Origin of the sequence: Streptomyces sp. ALI-76-A (assembly GCF_030287445.1) — a bacterium.
Taxonomy (GTDB): Bacteria; Actinomycetota; Actinomycetes; order Streptomycetales; family Streptomycetaceae; genus Streptomyces.
Window position 1 is genome coordinate 3,422,514 of record NZ_JASVWB010000002.1, and the last position, 20,842, is coordinate 3,443,355.

The window sequence follows — 20,842 nt, forward strand, 5'->3', positions numbered from 1 at the left end:
AGGCCGCCGACGTGGTGCACGGCCAGTACGAGGTCGTGGGCTGTCTGGCGCACGGCGGCCTCGGCTGGGTCTACCTCGCCGTGGACCGCGCGGTGTCCGACCGGTGGGTGGTGCTCAAGGGCCTGCTCGACACCGGCGACCAGGACGCGATGGAGGCGGCGATCTCCGAGCGGCGCTTCCTCGCGGAGATCGAGCACGCCAACATCGTGCGGATCTACAACTTCGTCGAGCACCTCGACCAGCGGACGGGTTCGCTGGACGGGTACATCGTCATGGAGTACGTCGGCGGCAAGTCGCTGAAGGAGATCGCGAACGACCGGCGTACGCCGCAGGGCAAGCGTGACCCGCTGCCGGTGGAGCAGGCCTGCGCCTACGGCATCGAGGCCCTGGAGGCGCTCGGCCATCTGCACAGCCGCAACCTGCTGTACTGCGACTTCAAGGTCGACAACGCGATCCAGACCGAGGACCAGCTCAAGCTGATCGACATGGGCGCGGTGCGCCGGATGGACGACGACGAGTCGGCCATCTACGGCACGGTGGGCTATCAGGCGCCGGAGGTCGCGGAGGTCGGCCCGTCGGTGGCGAGCGACCTCTACACGGTCGCCCGTACCCTCGCCGTCCTGGCCTTCGACTTCCAGGGCTACACGAACGTCTTCGTGGACTCCCTGCCCGACCCCGACCACATCGAGGTCTTCCGGCAGTACGAGTCCTTCTACCGCCTGCTGGTCCGCGCCACCGACCCCGACCCGGCCCGCCGGTTCGCCTCCGCACAGGAGATGTCGGAACAGCTGACCGGCGTGCTGCGGGAGGTCGTCTCCCTGCAGACCGGGCGGGCCCGGCCGGCCCTGTCGCCGCTGTTCGGCCCCGAGGTCCGCGTCACGGACACGGAGTTGTTCCCGAAGCTGGACGGTGAGGTGTCCCGGCTGGGGGCGCGGGCGGTGCGAACCCGGCGCTCGCCCGCCGGCACCGCCCGCACCGCCGGCACCGGCGCTCCGGTGAGCGGCCCCGGCGGCACGGTGGCCCTCGTCAAGCCCGTCGACTCCCCCGCCGCGGTTCTCGCGCTGCCCGTCCCGCACGTCGACGCGGCCGATCCGAACGCCGGGTTCCTGGCCGGGCTGATGACGACCGCGCCGGCCGAGCTGCTCGGGGCCCTCGCCGCCGCTCCGGCGCCGTCGACCGAGACCCGCCTGCGTCAGGTGCGGGCCTGGCTGGAGAACGGCGACACGTACACCGCGCACGAGGCGCTGCTCAGGCTGGAGGAGGAGCGGCCGGACGACTGGCGGGTGGTCTGGTACCGGGGCGTGGCCGCCCTGGTGACCGGCGACCAGGAGGCCGCCGCCCTCGCCTTCGACGCGATCTACGACGCCTTCCCCGGCGAGGTGGCGCCCAAGCTGGCCCTCGGGCTGTGCGCGGAGGTGCTCGGCCAGCTGGACAACGCCGCCGAGTACTACCGCCTGGTCTGGGCGACCGACCCGAGCTATGTGAGCGCCGCGTTCGGTCTGGCCCGTGTGCAGCTCGCCGCCGGGGACCGGCGGAGTGCCGTGCACACCCTGGAGTCGGTGCCCGAGTCGTCCATCCACTACACCGCCGCTCGCGTGGCGGCGGTACGGGCACGGCTGCGGCAACGCACCGCGGTCGCTTCCGACGTACCCTTCCTGGACGATCTGACCGCCGCCGCCGGTCAGGTCGAGGCTTTGCAGGCGTACGGTCTGGACCCGGCGCGGCGCGAGCAGTTGTCGGCGGAAGTCCTCGGCTGCGCGCTGGACTGGATACTCTCCGGGGGCCAGGGCTCCGTCCCGCCGCCCGCCGCCGGGGGACGGCTGCTGCTCGGCAGTGGCCTGGACGAGCGGGGCCTGCGCTTCGGTCTGGAGCGTTCGTACCGCACGCTGGCCCGGCTGGCGTCGGGCGGCGAGGAGAGGATCGACCTGGTGGAACGTGCCAACCGTTACCGCCCCCGGACATGGGTGTAGTTGATGTCGCAGATGCCCCAGCTGTCCGCCTGCCCGAGCTGCGAGGAACCGCTCGAGTCGGGTGACCGTTTCTGCGGTGCGTGCGGATATGACCTGTCCGCCGTGCCCGCACGGCCGGACGACAACCCGACCATCGTCATGAACGGCAGCGCGCCGCCCCCACCGGACGGTGCCGCCGCCGTGCCCTGGCCCGGCTCCCCCGCCCCCGGCGGTGCCCCGGCACCGGCCCCTGCGGCGCCCGCGCCGACGGGCGTGGCGGGCACCGGCCCGGACGGCCACGGCGCGCCGCCGATGCCGGACCGGCCGCCCCTGCCGGGCTCGCCGGTCTCCGCGGGCTCCCCGGCCTCGGGCGTGCGCTTCGACCGCCCGCCGGAGCCCGACGAGTACCCGCTCCAGGCGCCGGACCCGCGCGCGGTTCCCGACGTCCCGGCGCCGCCCGAGGGCGTCCCGGTGTGCGTGGCCTGCCGGGCGGGCCGGGTCGACCACGACGGCTACTGCGAGAACTGCGGGCACGCCCAGCCGCGTGAGCGCGACCACATGGAGCAGGAGGCCGGCCCGGTCGCCGCCGTCAGCGACCGCGGTCTGCGCCACCACCGCAACGAGGACGCGTTCGCCCTCGGGTGCGCCACGCTGCCCGACGGCTCCTCCGCGGTCCTGGCGGTCGTCTGCGACGGCGTGTCCTCCGCGACCCGCCCCGACGACGCCTCGCTGGCCGCGTCCCGGGCGGCGAGCGAGACGCTGCTGGCCGCCCTGCCGCTGGGCACGCACCCGCAGCAGGCCATGCACGACGCGATCGTCGCCGCCTCCCGCGCGGTCAACTCCCTGGCCGCCGAGCCCGCCACGGCCCGCGAGCACGCACCGCACCAGAACGCCCCCGCGTGCACCTTCGTCGGCGCGGTGGTGACGTCCGGTCTGCTGATCGTCGGCTGGGTCGGCGACAGCCGCGCGTACTGGGTCCCGGTGGACCGGGGCGCTCCCCCGGCCCGGCTCACCGAGGACGACTCGTGGGCCGCGCAGATGGTCGCGGCGGGCCTGATGAACGAGGCCGAGGCGTACGCCGACGAGCGCGCCCACGCGATCACCGGCTGGCTCGGCGCGGACGCCTACGAACTGGAGCCGCACACCGCGTCCTTCAAGCCGGACCGGCCCGGCGTGGTGGTGGTGTGCACGGACGGCCTGTGGAACTACGCGGAGGCGGCCGACGACATGGCCGAGGTGGTGCCGCTGGACGCCGCGGTGCGTCCCCTGCACAGCGCCCGCGTCCTGGTCGGTCACGCGCTGGACGGCGGGGGCCACGACAACGTAACAGTGGCCGTCCTGCCGTTCCCGGCACCGCCTCAGGGGGCAGGATCGGCCTGAGGCCGCACACGGCTCGTACACGCGGGGACGCTTCGACGGACCGGAGGGGACCGGTCCGTCACACCGTCATCGCCCCGCCTCCGCGGGGCGGTCAAGGGGGATGTGAGTAGGCATGGCCAATTTCTCCAAGTCGAACGTGCCGCAGTTCTCGGTGGACGTCTACCAGAACGAGTACCTGCCCGAGGGCGGCCGCGAGGTCAACGCCATCGTCACGGTGACCGCCACCGGCGGCGGCACCATCGGCACCGCCGTCGCGGCGCCCCATCTCTACGCGCCGGGACAGGGCCCGTCCGCGGCCGTGGCGATCATGGTCGACTGTTCGGGCTCGATGGACTACCCGCCGACCAAGATGCGCAACGCCCGGGACGCCACGGCCGCCGCGATCGACACCCTGCGCGACGGCGTGCACTTCGCGGTGATCGGCGGCACGCACGTGGCCAAGGAGGTCTACCCGGGCGACGGGCGCCTCGCCGTGGCCGACGCCACCACCCGTGACCAGGCCAAGCAGGCCCTGCGCAAGCTCAGCGCCGGCGGCGGCACGGCGATCGGCACCTGGCTGGGGCTGGCCGACCGCCTGCTGTCCTCCGCGGACGTCGCCATCCGCCACGGCATCCTGCTCACCGACGGCCGCAACGAGCACGAGTCGCCGGAGGACCTGAAGGCCGCGCTGGACGCCTGCGCCGGCCGTTTCACCTGTGACGCCCGCGGAGTGGGCACCGACTGGGAAGTGAAAGAAGTCACAGGGGTCGCCTCCGCGCTGCTCGGCACCGCCGACATCGTCGCCGACCCGGCCGCGCTCGCCGCCGACTTCACGCGGATGATGGAGGCGGCCATGGGCAAGGAGGTCGCGGACGTCGCCCTGCGCCTGTGGACCCCGGTCGGCACCACGGTGAAGTTCGTCAAGCAGGTCGCGCCGACGGTCGAGGAACTCACCGACCGCCGTACGGAAGCCGGTCCGCGCGCCGGGGACTACCCCACCGGGTCCTGGGGCGACGAGTCCCGTGACTACCACGTCTGCGTCGAGGTCCCGGTCGCCCACCTCGGCCAGGAGATGCTCGCCGCGCGGATCTCGCTGGTGGTCCCGCGGCCTGGGGGCACCTCCCGCTCGAGCGGAGCCGAGAGTGGGGGAGGCACCGCCCACAACCTCGGCGCCCAGGGTCTCGTACGGGCCGTGTGGACCGACGACATGGTCGCCTCGACGTCGATCAACCCCCAGGTCGCCCACTACACCGGCCAGGCGGAACTGGCACAGGTCATCCAGCAAGGTCTGGATCTGCGCAAATCAGGAGATACCGACGGAGCAACGGCCAAACTGGGCCGGGCCGTTCAGCTCGCCAGCGCCTCCGGAAACGCGGATACTGCGAAACTGCTTGCGAAGGTGGTGGACGTGGTCGACGCCGCGACAGGTACTGTGCGACTGAAGACGAAGGTCGAGGAGGCCGACGAGATGACTCTCGAAACCCGGTCGACCAAGACCGTCCGCGTGAAGAAGTGACGGAACGGGACCCGACGGGTCCTGGAAGAGCAGCGAGCCTGACCCCTTGGGGTTGGAGACATCCGGTCGTCACGGCCGGACAAGGAGAGGGGGAAGCGCCGACATGCCGACCTGCCCGAACGGACACCAGTCGGGTTCCGACGACTGGTGCGAGGTCTGCGGTCACCGCATGGCCGGTGCCGTGCCCCCGCCCCCTCCGCCCCCGCCGGGCGGAGGCTACGGCTTCCCGCCGCCCCAGGGCACCCAGCCCGGGCAGCCCGGTGGACGTCCTCCGCACGCCGAACCGGAACTCTGCCCGCAGTGCCGTACGCCCCGTGAGGGCGGTGCGCCGTTCTGCGAGGAGTGCCGGTGGAACTTCCTGACCAACACGGCGACCTCGTACACCCCGGCCGCCCCGCGCCAGCCCGGTCCCGGCCAGGGCCCCGGTCCGGGCCCCGGCCCCGGTCAGAGCCCGGCCGCCCGCTTCCAGCAGCAGCCTCCGGGTCCGTCGTACGGCGGCGGTGAGGGGTACGACTATCAGGGCTCCCGTCCGTCGCAGGTGAACCGGCCCGCCGAGCCCATCCCGCCGAACCCCCCGTACGGCAACCAGCAGGGTCCTGGCGGTCCCGGCGGTCAGGACGGCTTCGGTGGCCCCGGTGGCCAGGGCGGTTTCGGTGGTCCCGGTGGTCCCGGAGGTCCCGGTGGTCAAGGCGGCCCGGGTGATCAGGGTCGCTTCGGTGGTCCGGGCGGTCCCGGCCGCGGTCCCGGTCCCGGCGGCCAGGGTGGCTTCGGTGGTCCCGGAGGTCCGGGCGGCCAGGGTGGTCCGGGTGCGCCCGGCCCGTTCGGTGCCGATCCGTCGCGGCCGGTTCCGCCACCGCCCGGCCCGCCCCCGCACGGCGGTCACGGCGGCGGCCCTGGCGGTCCCGGTGGCGCGCCGCAGGCTCCCCAGGCGTACCAGCAGCCCGGCCCGTCGGGCCCGCCCGGATATCCGCAGGAGACCAACCACCGGCAGCAGGGCGGTCCGCCGCCCTTCGGCGGCAACGACGACTGGGTGATCTCCCCGCCGTCGACCGGCCCCGGTGGTCCCGGTGGTCCCGGTGGTCCCGGTGGTCCCGGTGGTCCCGGCCCCGGTCAGGGCCCCGGCGGTGGTTACGGCTACCCGCAGCCCGGCTCGACGCAGGCACCGCCCGGCCCGGGCTACCCGCAGCAGCCGGCGACGTGGACCGCGACCATCGGCCCGGACCGCGACTACTTCATGGCGATGATGCAGCGCTCCGGCCCCGAGGCCGCGGGTCTCAACCTGCCCGCGTACTCGCCCGAGCAGCAGCGCACCCTCTCCGGCAACCAGGTCACCATCGGCCGCCGCCGCCATTCCACCGGCGACACCCCCGACATCGACCTGGCGGTGCCGCCGGAGGACCCGGGCGTCTCGCACCAGCACGCGGTACTGGTCCAGCAGCCGGACGGCTCCTGGGCGGTCGTCGACCAGAACTCGACGAACGGGACGACGGTGAACGGCTCGGACGAGCCGATCCAGCCGTTCGTGCCGGTGCCGCTTCAGGACGGGGACCGGGTGCACGTGGGCGCCTGGACGACGATCACGATCCGCCGGGGCTGACCTCCGGGTTCGCGAGGGGCCAGGCGTACGGCCCCTCCGGGTCGTCCAGCCACGCCCACTCGTGCTCGCCGCTGACCGTGATGCCGTACCGCTCCCGCTGCGGCTGCCCCTCGCGCTCCCACAGCGCGTACACCTCCTGCGGGTCGAGACTGGCGCGGGTCAGCGCGAGCAGGAACCGGAACAGTTCGTGCTCCCTGGCCCGGCGCGGTATCCCGCCCAGCGAGGGCGGCTGCGGCTCGGGCTCACCGCCGCGCAACGGCACGAAGTAGGCGGGCGTGTGCAGGAAGCGCCCCTCGGCGAGCCCGGGGTCGCGCACCGTGAGGACGACCAGGCCGGTGGCGAGCGGGGTCAGGATGCGGGCGCCGGGGCGGCACTGGGCGAGCCAGGCGCGCGGGATCGACGGGAGCGCGCAGGTCGCGATGACCCGGTCGTAGGGGGCGCGTTCGGGCACCCCCCGCGTTCCGTCGCCGGTGACGACGACCGGCCGGTAGCCGGCGGCGGCCAGATGCCGCCGGGCCGCCTCGGTGATCTCCGGTTCCAGGTCGACGGTGGTGACGAGGCCGCCGTCGCCGAGCCGGTGCGCGAGCAGGGCCGCGTTGTAGCCGGTTCCGGTGCCGATCTCCAGGACCCGGTCGCCGTCCGCCACCCGCAACTCGGCCAGCATCATCGCCATCAGCGAGGGCTGGCTGCTGGAGGAGACGAGCTCACCGTCGCGCAGCCGGGTGGCCAGCGGAGTGTCGGCGTACACCCCGCGCAACCAGCGCTCACGCATGCCCGGGTCGGAACTCTCCCCCCATCGGCGTTCGTGGCCGCCGCCGACACCGACGTAGTAGTACGGCACGAAAAGATGCCGCGGTACCGCCTCGAACGCCTCCCGCCACACCGGGTCGGCGGCCCAGGCCCCGCTCGCGTCGATCTCCCGCACCAGCGCCGCCCGTGCCGAGGCGGCGAGGTCCGCCAGGTCCTTGTCGAGTGCGTGCGCGCCCATACGTCCACTGTCCTGCGGGAGCCCCCGGGAAGCGAGCGGTCGCACCGGTGTGTGTCGGGTCCGGTGGCTGGACCTAGGCCTTGAGTCCTGGGCCGCCGGGTCTGAGAGCATGGAGGGCGTGAAAGAGATCCGGCGCGGCACGCTGCAGACGCAGACCTTCTACGAGCAGGTCGGCGGGGAGGAGACCTTCCGCCGCCTCGTCCACCGTTTCTACGAGGGAGTCGCCGAGGACCCGGTGCTGCGGCCCATGTATCCCGAGGAGGATCTGGGCCCGGCCGAGGAGCGCCTCACGCTCTTCCTGATCCAGTACTGGGGCGGCCCGACGACCTACAGCGACAACCGCGGCCACCCGCGCCTGCGCATGCGGCACGCGCCCTTCACCGTGAACCGCGAGGCGCACGACGCCTGGCTGCGGCACATGCGCGACGCCGTCGACTCGCTCGGCCTGTCCGAGGAGCACGAGGAGACGCTGTGGAAGTACATGACGTACGCGGCGGCCTCGATGGTGAACACCCCTGACTAGCCCGACCGCCACCGCGGCCTGCGATCCGTGAACGGGAGAGGCCGGGAGTGGGGGCGGGGGTGGGGTGGGGTGGGACGAGGTTGCGCGGCCCGTCCGCTGGGCGCGGGCGCGCACGGACAGCCGCTCTCTCCACCGGTTCCGCTCCCGCCCGCTGCCCACTGGTGGTCCAGGTGACCCCGGACGCGCACACGGGCACGACCGGCGACGCGGCCCGCACACGTCGTTCGAACGGATTCCGAGCCCGTCGCCAGCGGACGCGACCACGGCTTGCCGGTGACCGAGCCGGGGCGGCGGCCGGGCGGCCGGGGCGGAGGCTGAGAGAGCGGGGCGGCGGCCGGGCGAGCGACCCCGCCGGCCGTCGGGAACCCGACGGCCGCACGCCGGAAGCCCGGAATCCCGGCCGGCGACCGGGAACGGAACCCGGAACCGGCACCTCGCAACACGCAATCCGCGACCGGCAACCGGCAACCGGATCAGCGAACGCTGACGTCCAGCGCTCCGAGTCCCGCCCTGCGTACGGCGATCGAGCCGTACGGCGTGCGCAGCCTCAGCCACGCGCCCGACGAGAACAGCGCCAGATCCCCCGCGTCCTTCGTGGCCCGCAGGAACCCCAGCGACTGCGCCGCGTGCACGGCCCGCACCGGCAGCCCGGTTTCCCCGACCGTCCGGGACCAGATGTCCCGCCCGATCCGGTCGAGTTCGGCCCGCGTACGCGCTTCGGCCGGCAACTCCTGGGTACGGGAACGGAATTCGGCGACCCCCGCGGCCACCTTCGCCCGCAGCGCGTCCGGCTCGGGCAGTCCGGCCTCCGGCCGCCAGCCACCGCGCGGCGGCAGCACCCCGGCCCACGGCGGACCGGTGACCGCGGCCGGCACCAGGGCCGTACCCCCCGGCTCGTCGATGGCCTCCAGCAGCTCCCCCGCGGACACCGTCACGTCCAGCATGACGTCGAGCCCGTTCTCGTACGGTTTGTCCAGCCGTACCGCACGGATCGCCAGCACCTCGAAGGACGGCGGCCGGCCGAAGACGGCCAGCGCGGTGCCGGCCGCCTGGAGGCGCACCGCTGCCCCACGGTCGTAGTGGAGCAGCCGGGAGAGGAAGGCCGCGAGATCCGCCGCCTCCCCCTCGTCGGCGAGGTGGAGCACCGTCATGCGGCCACGGCCTCGCCCTCGGCCTCGTCGTCCCGGTACTCCTCCAGGAACTCGCGTTCCTCCGCGGTGAGCCGCCGGGGCCGCTGCGCCTCGAAGTCGAACGGCACTATCACCGTCGAGGCCCGCACGTAGACCTGGTCCGGGTCCTTCACCTCGTACGAAAGCGTGAAGGAGGCCGCCCTGATCTGGGTGACCCACAGCTCGATGTCCACGGGTGCGTGCCGGTGGACGAGCTGCCGCTTGTAGTCGATCTCGTGGCGCGCCACCACCGACCCCTGCTGGAACTCCTTGTCCGGACGGAACAGGAAGTCGATACGGGCTTCCTCCAGATACCGGAGGAAGACCACATTGTTGACGTGGCCGTACGCGTCCATGTCCGCCCAGCGCAGCGGGCAGCGGTAGATGTGCCGCAAGATCGATCAGCCCCGGGTCAGCTTCTTGTAGGTGGCGCGGTGCGGACGCGCGGCGTCCGCCCCGAGCCGCTCGATCTTGTTCTTCTCGTAGGACTCGAAGTTGCCCTCGAACCAGAACCACTTGGACTCGCCCTCGTAGGCGAGGATGTGCGTGGCGACCCGGTCCAGGAACCACCGGTCGTGGGAGACGACCACGGCACAACCCGGGAACTCGAGCAGGGCGTTCTCGAGCGACGAGAGCGTCTCCACGTCCAGGTCGTTGGTGGGCTCGTCGAGGAGCAGCAGGTTGCCGCCCTGCTTGAGGGTGAGCGCGAGGTTGAGGCGGTTGCGCTCACCGCCGGAGAGCACACCGGCCGGCTTCTGCTGGTCCGGACCCTTGAACCCGAAGGCCGAGACATAGGCCCGCGAGGGCATCTCCACCTGGCCCACGTTGATGTAGTCCAGCTCGTCGGAGACGACGGCCCACAAGGTCTTCTTCGGGTCGATGTTCTCGCGGCTCTGGTCGACGTAGGAGATCTTGACGGTGTCGCCGACCTTGATCGAACCGGAGTCGGGCTCCTCGAAGCCCTGGATCATCTTGAACAGCGTCGTCTTGCCGGCGCCGTTCGGGCCGATGACACCGACGATGCCGTTGCGCGGCAGCGTGAAGGAGAGGTCGTCGATGAGCACCTTCTCCCCGAAGCCCTTGGTGAGGTTGTTGACCTCGACGACGATGCTGCCCAGCCGCGGGCCCGGCGGGATCTGGATCTCCTCGAAGTCCAGCTTCCGCATCTTGTCGGCCTCGGCCGCCATCTCCTCGTAACGGGCGAGGCGCGCCTTGGACTTGGCCTGCCGCCCCTTGGCGTTCGACCGCACCCACTCCAGCTCGTCCTTGAGCCGCTTCTGCCGCTTGGCGTCCTTCTGGCCCTCGACCTTGAGACGGGCGGACTTGGTCTCCAGGTACTTGGAGTAGTTGCCCTCGTAGGGGAAGAGACGGCCCCGGTCGACCTCGCAGATCCACTGCGCGACGTTGTCGAGGAAGTACCGGTCGTGGGTCACGGCGACAACGGTGCCGGGGTACTTGGCCAGGTGCTGCTCCAGCCAGTTCACCGACTCGGCGTCGAGGTGGTTGGTGGGCTCGTCGAGCAGCAGCAGGTCGGGCTGCTCCAGCAGGAGCTTGCACAGCGCGACGCGGCGCTTCTCACCACCGGAGAGGTTGGTCACCGGCCAGTCGCCGGGCGGGCAGCCCAGCGCGTCCATGGCCTGCTCCAGCTGGGCGTCCAGGTCCCAGGCGTTGGCGTGGTCGAGTTCCTCCTGGAGCTTGCCCATCTCGTCGAGGAGCGCGTCGGAGTAGTCGGTGGCCATCAGCTCGGCGATCTCGTTGAACCGGTCGAGCTTGCCCTTGACCTCGGCGACACCCTCCTGGACGTTCTCCAGAACGGTCTTGTCCTCGGTCAGCGGCGGCTCCTGGAGCAGGATGCCGACGCTGTAACCGGGGGTGAGGAAGGCGTCACCGTTCGACGGCTGCTCGATACCAGCCATGATCTTGAGGATGGTCGACTTGCCTGCGCCGTTCGGGCCGACGACGCCGATCTTCGCCCCCGGCAGGAAGCTCGTCGTCACGTCGTCGAGGATCACCTTGTCGCCGTGCGCCTTACGCGCCTTGCGCATGGTGTAAATGTACTCAGCCAAGAGAAACCGTCCGGCAGCTTGAAACTGGCAGTGGGCAGATACACCCCATCTTGCCTGACCGCCACCCCTGGGTGGTAACCCGTATCGCCGGGAGGCCGGGAGCTGGGGGTTCGGGACGGGGCCGTGGCAGCCCCGCCCGTCCGTTCGCTGGCGGCCTTGAGCCGATCCCTCCCCTTGCCCCCGGTCAGCCGCGCGTCTCCCTCCTGCCCAGGACGATCAGAGCCGCGCCGCCGAGGACCACCAGGGCGATGGCGATGCCCGCGATCATCGGGGTGGCGTAGGAGTTGCCGGTCTCGGCGAGGTTGACGTCCGCCGTGGCGCTGCCGACCGTGGCGGGGCTCGGCCCGCTGAGGGTCCGGGTGGCGTCGCCGGCCACGCTGCTCTGCGTCCGGCAGTCGAGGACGCCGGTGAACCGCTTCTGGAAGCCACCCGCCTCGATCGTGAGGTCGTACGCCTGGTCCTCCTGGAGCGGGACCGTCACCGTGCGGGACTCACCCGCCGCGATGCTGTGCTCGACGCCCAGCAGCTCGAAGGTGAACGCCTCGTCGCCCTCGTTGGCCGCGGTGATGTCCAGGCCGCCCCCGGCACAGTTCTCAGCGGCGGACAGGGCCGGTATCGCGCCCTGCTTCGCCCAGCTCGCGCTCGCCGTCGCCGAGACGGTCGACTCGCTGGAGCCGGCCAGGATCTGGGTCTGGCTGCGACTCTCGGAGGCGAAGGCACGGCCGACGGGCACGGTGGTGGAGGCGTGCACGGTCACGTCGGCCGAGCCGGCCGGGGCGTCCTCGGGCACCTCGAAGAACAGCTGGCTGCCGTCGACCGCGGACGTGACGTCCTTGCCGTCCTTGCCGATGACCCGCACCCCACTCGTGGCGGCGTCCGCCGGCGGCGTCACCGTCACGGTGGCCGCGTCGGTGCGCACCGTCACCGGGCCCAGCAGGGTGCCGGGGCGACCGGAGACGGCGGGCGGGTCGAGCGTCAGCGACGCCGCGGGCTCCGCCATGGTGCGGGCGCTCTTGTACAGATGGTCGGCGAGCTTCTCGGCCTGCGGGTCCACGGCGTCCACGTCCGCGCCGTCGGAGTAGCGCCAGATGGCCACCTGGGTGCCGGCCGCCGCGTCCTGCTCGGTGAGTCCACCGCCCACACCCGCCGCGGCGGCGAGCGCCGCGAGGTCGTTGACCTGCGGATAGGAGTGTTGCAGGATCCACCGGATCCTGCCCGCGTCCTTGTTGGTGGCCAGCGAGGTGCCGCTCCAGGAAGTCTCGTGGTACTTGGCGTCCCGCTGCGTGGGGTTGTGCAGGTCGACGCAGTACGTCTGCAGGGTGCCGCCGCCCTCGACGGACATCTCGAACAGGCCCGCCGACACCGTCAGGTCCCCGGTCTGGTCGTGTATCACCACGTCGCCGTACGTCTTCAGGCCGCCTATGGTGGCGGTCGCCCCGGCCGGGCTCTGCGCGGTCTCGTCGGCCGCCGCCGTGCCGGTGCCGGTCAGCACGCCGACGGCGACGAGACCGGACACCAACGTCGCGGCGACGAGACGGGCCGCCGTCCCTCCCCTGCGCGCCGACCGCGCAGTGAACGAAGAAAACACAGAATTCCCCTTCGAGCAGGACCCGTTGACGTGGGGGGTTACGGTCCCACCAGCAGAATCAGGAGCCTCTAGAGCCACCTTCGGCATCCTAGGGAGCTGGCGCACCACGCTTCCCGGTGATGCAGTCGGACCACTGATCCGACTCGGAATCGTTATCGCCGCGACCATCCGAGAGCAGGAGTTGTCGATAAATCCACCGCGGCCGCACGGAGCGCGCTCGCCGATAAGCCTCGGTTCAGCCGGATATGTTCGGAAGTGACCGAAGGCGGCCTAAGCGGTCGGCGGCAGTCGGCGGCAGTCGGCGGCAGTCGGCGGCAGTCGGCGGCAGTCGGCGTGTGACGTCACGTCACCGCGGCTGGTTCCGGCCGCCGTTCGGCAGGCGGCTCGGCCGCAGGCGTCTCCCAGCTCGGCTCCGGCTGCTGCGGCGCTCCGGCCGTCATCGTCTCTCCCTGTTTGGTGCGTCGGAAGGCGGAGGTGCCGCGGGCCAGATCATGGCCGATCGCCACCGCCTCGATGTCCGCGGAGGTCCGGCTCTGTTGCCCGTCGCGCACCTCCGTACGCACCTTCAGCCGGCCCTGCACGACCACCGGGTCGCCCACGTTGAGCGACGCCGTCACATTGGTGGCGAGCTGCCGATTGGCCCACACCGTGAAGAAGTTGGTGTGGCCGTCCGTCCAGGTGCTCTTCTCCCGGTCCCAGTAGCGCGCGGTCACCGCCAGCCGGAACCGCGCCGACGCGCCCGACGCCGGCTCCCGGTACACCGGCTGCGTCGCCACGTTGCCCACCGCGCAGACCATGGTCTCGTTCATCACGAACCCCTCCCTCACCCGGCCGCGCACGCCGGCCGGACACGCGTACGGGCCTGTCCCGTACGGCTGCTTCCGTCTTCGTCACGACCGCGTCCGCCGCGATCGTGCGAGATCCAGACTGCCGCCGCCGGGCCGGGCCCGCTGAGCCCTGTGGACCACCGCCCACCTGTGGAAAAACCCGTCACCCGAACGAGGAACCCGCCGCAGGTCACCAGGTCACAGACGCCCACCCAGATCGCCCGGCCACAGCCCCCACCAAAGGTCACCTGGTCACCTGGTCACCTGGTCACCTGGTCACCTGGTCACCTGGTCACCTGGTCACCTGGTCACCTGGTCACAGACTTCCGCCGCAGTCCATCCGGCCACAACCCCCCACCACAGTTCACCCGGCCACAGACTCCCGACCGCTGATCACCAGGTCACAGGCTCACCTCGCCCCCGCGCCCACGACCCGCCCGTACTGCTCGCGCACCTCCCGGTACCGCAGCAGTTCCGCCGCCACCGGATCCAGCACCCGGGCCCGACCGCACCCCGCGGCCGCCTCCCGCAGCCGTCGCTCGGCCTCCATGCCGTACCGCCGGGCCGGCCCCCGCGCCGCCATCCGGCAACTCCACTCGACGAGCGGTCCGCCGATGATCCCGGCCACCATCAGCAGCACCGGCACCCCGAGGTTCGGCGCCATGAACCCGATGATCTGCCCCAACAGCCACAGCCCGCCGACGACCTGGACGATCGTCATGGATCCCTGCGCCAGCACGGCCGCCGGCCACCAACCGGGCCGCGGCGGCCGTCCCGGCGGCAGTCCGGCCCGCGCCGCCAGCTTGTCCAGCGCCTCGGGCAGCCCCTGGGAACCGCGCACGGCGGCCTCCCGCACCGCCAGCGCCCACGGCGCCGGCAGCCCGGCCGAGGCCCGGTCGGCCAGCGTCCGCACCGCCTGCTCGACGCGCTGACGGGCCGTGGCCTCCTCGTCCGCCTGGGCGCGCAACGGCAGCCGTCCCGTGGGAGGTTCACGCCGGTCCTCGAACCAGCGCCACAACCGCAGCCAGGGCGTGCCGCACGCCCGGTTGGCGTTGCGCTGCCACGCGCGTTCGGCCGCCTCACCCGCCGCGGTGGCGCCCACCGCGTCCGCGAGCCGGGCGGCGAACTCGTCCCGCGCCTCCTCGCTCAGTCCGGTCCGGCGCCCGGTGGTGTACACGGGCCGCAGCCGCCACGCGGCGGCGTCCACGTCGGCCGAGATGCGGCGCGCCGCCGCCCCGCGTTCCGCCACGAACTGGCCGAGCGACTCCCGCAGTTCACCGATGCCGTGCCCGGTGAGCGCGGACAGCGCGAGTACGGTCGCGCCCGGTTCGCCGTACTCGCCGAGCGCGATCCCGTCCTCGTCCAGCAGCCGCCGCAGGTCGTCGAGAACCTGCTCGGTGGCTTCCCCGGGCAGCCGGTCGATCTGGTTGAGGACGACGAACATGACCTCCGCGTGGCCCGCCATGGGCCGCAGGTAACGCTCGTGCAGGATCGCGTCGGCGTACTTCTCCGGGTCGACCACCCAGACCACCGCGTCGACCAGTGCCAGGATGCGGTCCACCTGCTCGCGGTGCTGCACGGCGGCAGAGTCGTGGTCGGGCAGGTCCACCAGGACGAGCCCGCGCAGCTGTGCCTCCGCCTGCGGGCTCTGCACCGGGCGTCGCCGCAGCCGTCCCGGGATGCCGAGCCGGTCGATGAGGCTCGACGCGCCGTCGCTCCAGCTGCACACGATGGGCGCGGCGGTGGTGGGCCGTCGGACGCCCGTCTCCGAGATGGTCACCCCGGCGAGCGCGTTGAACAGCTGCGACTTGCCGCTGCCGGTCGCGCCCGCGATGGCCACGACCGTGTGCTGCCCGGACAGCCGCCGCCTCGCCGCCGCCTCGTCCAGCACCCGGCCCGCCTCGCGCAGGGTGGTGCTGTCGAGCCGCGCCCGGGAGAGCCCCACCAGTTCGCGCAGCGCGTCGAGCCGCGACCGCAGCGGCCCGTCGTACGCGAGCTGTGTCACCGTCTGTGCGGTGGGCGCCCGGGTCTCCATGACGGCGGGCTGCGCGGCGCCCTCCTCGGAAACCCGCCGCGCGATCAGGCCGTCGTCCCAGGCGCCGTCCGGGTCCGTACGGTTGTCGCTGTCCGTACGCCTGAAGACGTCCGTGCGGCCGGACGCATCGCCGCGACCGGAGGCATCCGTACGGCCGGACGCATCGCCGCGACCGGAGGCATCCGTACGGCCGGACGCATCGCCGCGACCGGAGGCATCCGTACGGCCGGACGCATGCGTACGACTGGGCACTTCCGTACGACCGGAGGCGTAGTCCTTGCGCTGCACGCGCGCGCGGTGGCCGCTCGCAGAAGCCTCACCCTCTCCGCCCCCGCCTCCAGCCTCTCCGGCCCTTCCGGTCGCACTCGCCCCCTCTGGCGTTCCGGACTCCTCGGAAGCCGCGTGACCGGCAGGTTCCTCCACCGTGAGCCCGTCGTCCGAGTCGGCCTGCTCAGGGCTCCCACCTTCGGACGTCCCCTCCTTGGACGCCGCGGAAGCGGCAGGCTCCGAGTGGCCGGAAGGACCGGAATGCCTGGGATGCCCCTCACGCCCCGAGCCGCCCGAGTCGCCCGAGCCCTCCGCGTGATCACCGCGGTCGGCGTGATCGGTGTGATCGGTGTGATCGGTGTGAACCGTGTCGTCTCTGCGGTCGGCGTCGCCCGTGGGGTCCGTGTGGTCGGTGTGGTCCTGGTCTGTGACGGCGGTCACCGGTCACCTCTCCTTCTGCAGTACGGACAGCGCGGCGATGAGTTCGGCCTGCGGTTCGAGACGGACGTCGAGTGCGTCGAGCGGGGCGACCCGACGCTCACGTTCGATGTGCATGACCCGGTCGAGGTGATCGGTGAGCAGCCGCCCGGCCCGGTCGCGCAGCCGCAGCGCCCCGCGCGCGCCGATCCGCTCGGCGAGCCCCTCACCGGCCGACCTGGCCCGACGGCCGCCCAGCAGCGCCGTGGCGACCAGGGCGGCGATCATCTCGGGGTCCGGCGCGGCGCTGCGGTCGAGGTCGCGGATCTCCTCCTCGGCGTACTCCTCCAGCTCCCGCCGCCACCGCCGTACGGCGATCCCGATCCGGTGCTCGGCGCTCTCCAGGACGGGGTCACGGCCGGTCAGTTCAGGTGCGTCGGCCGCGGGTTCGCGCCGCCACGCGTCGTCGACCCGCTCGTCGGCGGCGGTGACGGCGCACAGCAGGAGGGCGCCGAGGCTCTCCACGAGCGCGTCGAGGAGTTCCGCGGCGGTGCAGTCGAGCGGGAAGGCCCGCCAGCGCTTCAGGGCGTCGCCCGCCAGCACGGCCCCGGACTGCAACCGCCCCCGCACGCGCGCGTACTCGCTGTCGTACGCCCCGTCGACGGCGGCGGTGAGCCGCAGCGCGGCGGCGTACTGGGCGGCGGCCGCGCCGGCGAGCTCGGGCATCCGGGACTTGAGCGAGTCGAGGACGCCGTACGCCGTACGGGCCAGGGAGTGCTGCCGGGCGGCCGGATCCTGCGCCTGATGGAGGAGCCAGGTCCGCAGCGGGGCCACGGCGGTGGCCGGCAGCAGGCCGCCGCCCCAGGCGGACTCGGGCAGTTCGGGCACGGTGAAGCGGGGTACGTCGCCGAGGCCGGCCTTGGTGAGGAGTGCGCCGTACTGGCGCGAGACCTCGGACACGACCTGGTGGGGCACCCGGTCGAGGACGGTGACGAGGGTGGCCTTGTACTCCTTGGCGGTGCGCAGCAGGTGCCAGGGCACGGCGTCGGCGTAGCGGGCGGCCGTCGTGACCATGACCCAGATGTCGGCCGCGCAGATCAGTTCGGCGGCGAGGAAGCGGTTGTCGGCGACGAGGGAGTCGACGTCGGGCGCGTCCAGGAGGGCGAGGCCGGGCGGCAGGGTGTCGGCGGTCTCGATGCGCAGCACGCGCGCCGGGTTCTCGCCGGGGAGCAGGAGTTCGTCCCCCGGCTCCTGGTGGGGCACCCACACGCGGGTGAGGTCGGGCAGCACGCGCATCCCGCTGAACCAGTGATGATCCTCCGGATGGCAGACCAGCACGGGCGTCCGCGTGGTCGGCCGCAGGACGCCCGCCTCGCTGACCCGTCGCCCCACGAGCGAGTTGACGAGCGTCGACTTCCCGGCTCCGGTGGAGCCACCGATGACGGCCAGCAAGGGCGCTTCGGGTTGGCGCAACCGGGGCACCAGGTAGTCGTCGAGCTGGGCGAGCAGTTCGTCGCGATTGGCACGCGCGCGTGGGGCCCCCGCCAGGGGTAGCGGGAAGCGTGCGGCGGCGACACGGTCGCGCAGGGCGGAGAGTGCGTCGAGCAGCTGAGGCCGTACGTCCAAGGTCACCACATGTGAAGAATGCCCAATTTTAGGGGAATTCTGAAGCATATGCGCATGCCTGCGCGCCGACAGGACACATCGGACGGAAGGGGCGACTGGGACACGGGCACAGTCCAGGCATAACGAGTGCACAACACCCGGTGCGCGAGACGCCAAAAGCGGTGCACGATTCGTACCTGCCTGCGATTATCAGGACCGCTTCACCGAACCTCCACATCGAGCCACGGAGGCGAAGCAACAGGGACAAGGACGCGGGAGCCCTATCCTTGTCCCCGGCAACGTCACGGACCGGCCCACACCCGGGCACCCAAGACAGAGGCCACCACACCCGGCCCCCGTAGCTCAGTGGATAGAGCAGGCGCCTTCTAAGCGCTTGGCCGCAGGTTCGAGTCCTGCCGGGGGCGCAAGTCTCCGCCCTCCCCTCGGGAGGGCGTTTTTTGCTGCTCAGAGCAGGTAGGTCTAGACATAGAAAAGCATCGAACACTCCCCCAGTGATCGCAGGGGAGACCCGGCACGGTCCGACTGTCGCCGCATTTCCGCGGCCATCGTGACGGCGACGCGACTACAAGCCCTGCGGCCAGACCCCGCGGCGCATCCGGCGCAGCCCGCCGGGACGGTACGACTCCGGTGCGTGCGGAGGCGCGCAGCGGTTGTCGGGGAGTCGGGGGCAGCTGGGGCGGAAGGAACCTGGGGGCTCCGCCGCCCCGCCGGCGCGCCGCTGCTTCAGCCCAAGGAAGGCCGGGAGGACGACGCACGCTTGCCGTCCAGCCTGCGCCCCGAGCCGACACGGGTTCCAGCCCGACAGCCACTCGCGCTGCCTCTGCGGCCGGCACGCACTGAGACGACAAACGACACATCACCAGTTCAGTCGTCATAAGAAATATTCTCCCCTGTTCACAACCTCGCACATCCGCACCCAGGCCGCCGGGGACCCTGTCCGCTAATCCCCCAGGAGCCACATCATGCTTTTCATACAGAAATGCATGGAGTCCGAATGGACCCTAGATGAAATAATCATCCAGGCACCCCTTCACCCGTTCGCCGCGCATCTGTTGAAGTGAGGCGACGTTAGTCGGGATATGAATGAGGCAACCATGGGAGGGCGCCGTCACCTCCTCGCAGATCAACAGCGGGAGAGCCGGACAGCCAGTGGGGTGAGGCTGGGGCCCTACACCTACATCCCCGCCCCCATGCACTCATCAGCCGCCGCGAACGGCACTCTGACACGAGGCGGACTTCCGGTCGCGCTAGCCGTTACCGAGTCTCTTCTGCGAGAATTCGTGGACGTAATGAGCGCACTGGAATCCGATCTCGCTCGACGATGGGTGGCATGCGACGATCGGTACGCCTTCCCGGGCGCGGAATAATCAGGCTGCGTCATGTACGACGAAACAGTCAATCATCTCCGAGTGCGCTCCGCGGATGACCTGCGGATGCCCAACAACGGAGGCACGGGTCGGCACCGGGCCCCGGCCGAGGTTCTCTCGGCACCCTTGGTGCCACCGGATGCGGGTTGGGATCCGGTCGAAGAACTGGCCTGGGTGCTTCAGGACGCCATGGAGGAGCAGCTCCCAAGAGCCACCCCCACGGCTCGCGACGAGACATCGGTCAATACCCCGCCCGCTGGCACGCCCCTATGGAACCTCCAGGAACTCACGGCGGAGCTACCGCCCCTGAAAAGACTTCGCCGAGGTCATCGTAAGGTTCGTGAACGCAAGCGCCTGAGCGCGCTCCAAGTAACCAGCTGCCTCATCGCCACGCTGGCGGCAGTCATCGCCTCCGCAGTGAGTTTTTTCAGCGGGATGGCTGCTTACGCTCCCTTGCGCGTCATTGCCACTTCCCGCGTGCAGAGTGGCATCGTGGCATGGTGGCCCCTACTGGTGTACGGGCCTTGGCTGGTTGCGTCGCTCTCCGTCCTCCGCGCCGCACTGCATCAGCGCCGCGCCGTGCACTCCTGGTGCATGATCCTCCTTTTTTCATCGATTGCGATTCTTTTGTGTGTCGATCAGGCGCCCAAAACTCTCCTCGGCATCACAGCAGCCGCCCTGCCGGGACTCGCTGCTCTCGCGTGCTTTCAGCAAGCCGTCCGCCAGATCACCATGACACGGGCACCCCGACGGACGATGCGCCGCCATCGCTCGAGGCGCTCCCCACTGCATGACCCCTCTGCCGAGGAACCGACGGGTACCGACGTCTCAGCACCATGACGTGCGTGGCCAAGAGGGCCGGCCGACAGACGCATTCCAGAATGTCGTCGACGCCTGGGCTCGCGGTGACGCCCGGAAGACGTCGACAGTGCCGGTGTCCTGGACTATCTGCATGGCACGAGTACAGCCGCCAACGGAACCCTCGACGCCAGGACGACCTCGTTTCTCATCAGCGGCCACTTCCTCCGCGCCGCCGGACAAGAGTGGAGCGACCTGGGAGACGTATGGGCGCGCGTCGAAGCGAAACGGCCCCTGCCCGATGACGTTCCGATGGACCGTGTCACCGCCATGGCCGGCACGTTCCGCAGGCTTCTCGCGATCGATACCAGCCTCGGCCGTGCGCACAGCAACGGGCTTGTCGGGTACGTGGGCAGCCGGAATACGGCACGGCGGCCAAGCCCGAGGGCTGGCCGCGAACGCGGGACGACTCGGCCTAGGCACCCGCGGCATCCTTGCGCGGCGCACACTCGTCCACTGGAACCGCATGGGCTTCACCGCACGCCAACAAGGCATCCTGGGCACGAGCGGCACGCGAGACGATCCTCGGGAGCTGATCATGCATTCGCCCCGAACCGGTGTCCGTCCCTCGGGGCGTCTGGCCTTCTGAACGTGGAGGTGGTCCGATCGTCCAGACGGCGAGCCGGAGCCCTGCCCGCGTCCACAGGTGCCGGCATGATGAGGACGGCAGCCGCGCAAGGCGACACCGTG

14 protein-coding genes and 1 tRNA gene are annotated in these 20,842 nt (G+C 71.7%); 7 read left to right on the top strand and 8 right to left on the bottom strand.

From position 1 onward, the window contains the following. The first annotated feature begins 35 nt into the window (after positions 1–35). The 4 genes from QQS16_RS16280 (at position 36) to QQS16_RS16295 (ending at position 6,421) form a co-directional block, all read left to right on the top strand. The gene (locus QQS16_RS16280; RefSeq protein ID WP_502963910.1) at positions 36–1,970 is read left to right on the top strand and encodes a serine/threonine protein kinase; all 1,935 of its coding nucleotides are present in this window, start codon (positions 36–38) and stop codon (positions 1,968–1,970) included. After that, complete coding sequence (locus QQS16_RS16285) at positions 1,971–3,329, top strand: PP2C family protein-serine/threonine phosphatase (protein WP_286062433.1); 1,359 nt, start codon at positions 1,971–1,973, stop codon at positions 3,327–3,329. Positions 3,330–3,441: 112 nt separating this feature from the next. Further along, positions 3,442–4,824, top strand: a complete 1,383-nt coding sequence (locus tag QQS16_RS16290) for a vWA domain-containing protein (RefSeq protein ID WP_286062434.1) — start codon at positions 3,442–3,444, stop codon at positions 4,822–4,824. Between the two features lie 103 nt (positions 4,825–4,927). Next, a complete protein-coding gene (locus tag QQS16_RS16295; protein ID WP_286062435.1) occupies positions 4,928–6,421 on the top strand; it encodes an FHA domain-containing protein in 1,494 nt (497 codons plus the stop codon). Here the strand turns inward: QQS16_RS16295 and QQS16_RS16300 are convergent. Continuing rightward, complete coding sequence (locus QQS16_RS16300) at positions 6,402–7,409, bottom strand: methyltransferase domain-containing protein (protein WP_286062436.1); 1,008 nt, start codon at positions 7,407–7,409, stop codon at positions 6,402–6,404. The genes QQS16_RS16295 and QQS16_RS16300 overlap by 20 nt on opposite strands. A gap of 109 nt (positions 7,410–7,518) precedes the next feature. On the opposite strand from QQS16_RS16300, the gene QQS16_RS16305 reads away from it, so the two are divergent. Further along, complete coding sequence (locus tag QQS16_RS16305; RefSeq protein WP_286062437.1) at positions 7,519–7,932, top strand: globin; 414 nt, start codon at positions 7,519–7,521, stop codon at positions 7,930–7,932. A gap of 473 nt (positions 7,933–8,405) precedes the next feature. Here QQS16_RS16305 and QQS16_RS16310 read toward each other — a convergent pair whose 3' ends face one another. The 7 genes from QQS16_RS16310 to QQS16_RS16340 all read right to left on the bottom strand — a co-directional run bounded on the left by QQS16_RS16310 (position 8,406) and on the right by QQS16_RS16340 (position 17,936). Continuing rightward, complete coding sequence (locus QQS16_RS16310) at positions 8,406–9,083, bottom strand: DUF8185 domain-containing protein (RefSeq protein ID WP_286062438.1); 678 nt, start codon at positions 9,081–9,083, stop codon at positions 8,406–8,408. Continuing rightward, a complete protein-coding gene (locus QQS16_RS16315) occupies positions 9,080–9,496 on the bottom strand; it encodes an acyl-CoA thioesterase (protein WP_286062439.1) in 417 nt (138 codons plus the stop codon). Before QQS16_RS16315 ends, QQS16_RS16310 begins: the two co-directional genes overlap by 4 nt. 6 nt (positions 9,497–9,502) lie before the next feature. Beyond that, positions 9,503–11,167 carry an energy-dependent translational throttle protein EttA gene (gene ettA / locus QQS16_RS16320; protein WP_286062440.1) on the bottom strand — a complete coding sequence of 555 codons (1,665 nt, stop codon included), beginning with the start codon at positions 11,165–11,167 and terminating at the stop codon, positions 9,503–9,505. A 184-nt stretch (positions 11,168–11,351) separates the two neighbouring features. After that, a complete protein-coding gene (locus QQS16_RS16325; RefSeq protein ID WP_286062441.1) occupies positions 11,352–12,755 on the bottom strand; it encodes a thioester domain-containing protein in 1,404 nt (467 codons plus the stop codon). A 341-nt stretch (positions 12,756–13,096) separates the two neighbouring features. Then, entirely contained in the window at positions 13,097–13,564 is a 468-nt protein-coding gene (locus QQS16_RS16330; protein ID WP_286062442.1) for a single-stranded DNA-binding protein, read from the bottom strand. A gap of 427 nt (positions 13,565–13,991) precedes the next feature. Further along, positions 13,992–15,905 (bottom strand): YfjP family GTPase, encoded by a 1,914-nt coding sequence (locus QQS16_RS16335; protein WP_502963801.1) that lies wholly within the window; start codon positions 15,903–15,905, stop codon positions 13,992–13,994. Positions 15,906–16,328: 423 nt separating this feature from the next. After that, positions 16,329–17,936: a dynamin family protein gene (locus QQS16_RS16340; protein ID WP_286062444.1), complete on the bottom strand. Its 1,608-nt coding sequence runs from the start codon at positions 17,934–17,936 to the stop codon at positions 16,329–16,331. Positions 17,937–18,258: 322 nt separating this feature from the next. Between QQS16_RS16340 and QQS16_RS16345 the strand changes: the two genes are divergently transcribed. Next, positions 18,259–18,331 (top strand) — tRNA-Arg (locus tag QQS16_RS16345). Between the two features lie 1,152 nt (positions 18,332–19,483). Next, positions 19,484–20,134: a DUF2637 domain-containing protein gene (locus QQS16_RS16350; RefSeq protein ID WP_353479727.1), complete on the top strand. Its 651-nt coding sequence runs from the start codon at positions 19,484–19,486 to the stop codon at positions 20,132–20,134. Positions 20,135–20,842: the final 708 nt, after the last annotated feature.

Excerpts from the sequence above, each read along its gene's own strand:
- QQS16_RS16295 (WP_286062435.1), top strand. The coding sequence starts at position 4,928 with ATGCCGACCTGCCCGAACGGACACCAGTCGGGTTCCGACGACTGGTGC.
- QQS16_RS16305 (WP_286062437.1), top strand. The coding sequence starts at position 7,519 with ATGGAGGGCGTGAAAGAGATCCGGCGCGGCACGCTGCAGACGCAGACC.
- QQS16_RS16290 (WP_286062434.1), top strand. The coding sequence starts at position 3,442 with ATGGCCAATTTCTCCAAGTCGAACGTGCCGCAGTTCTCGGTGGACGTC.
- QQS16_RS16300 (WP_286062436.1), bottom strand. The coding sequence starts at position 7,409 with ATGGGCGCGCACGCACTCGACAAGGACCTGGCGGACCTCGCCGCCTCG.
- QQS16_RS16330 (WP_286062442.1), bottom strand. The coding sequence starts at position 13,564 with ATGAACGAGACCATGGTCTGCGCGGTGGGCAACGTGGCGACGCAGCCG.
- QQS16_RS16350 (WP_353479727.1), top strand. The coding sequence starts at position 19,484 with ATGGAGGAGCAGCTCCCAAGAGCCACCCCCACGGCTCGCGACGAGACA.
- QQS16_RS16310 (WP_286062438.1), bottom strand. The coding sequence starts at position 9,083 with ATGACGGTGCTCCACCTCGCCGACGAGGGGGAGGCGGCGGATCTCGCG.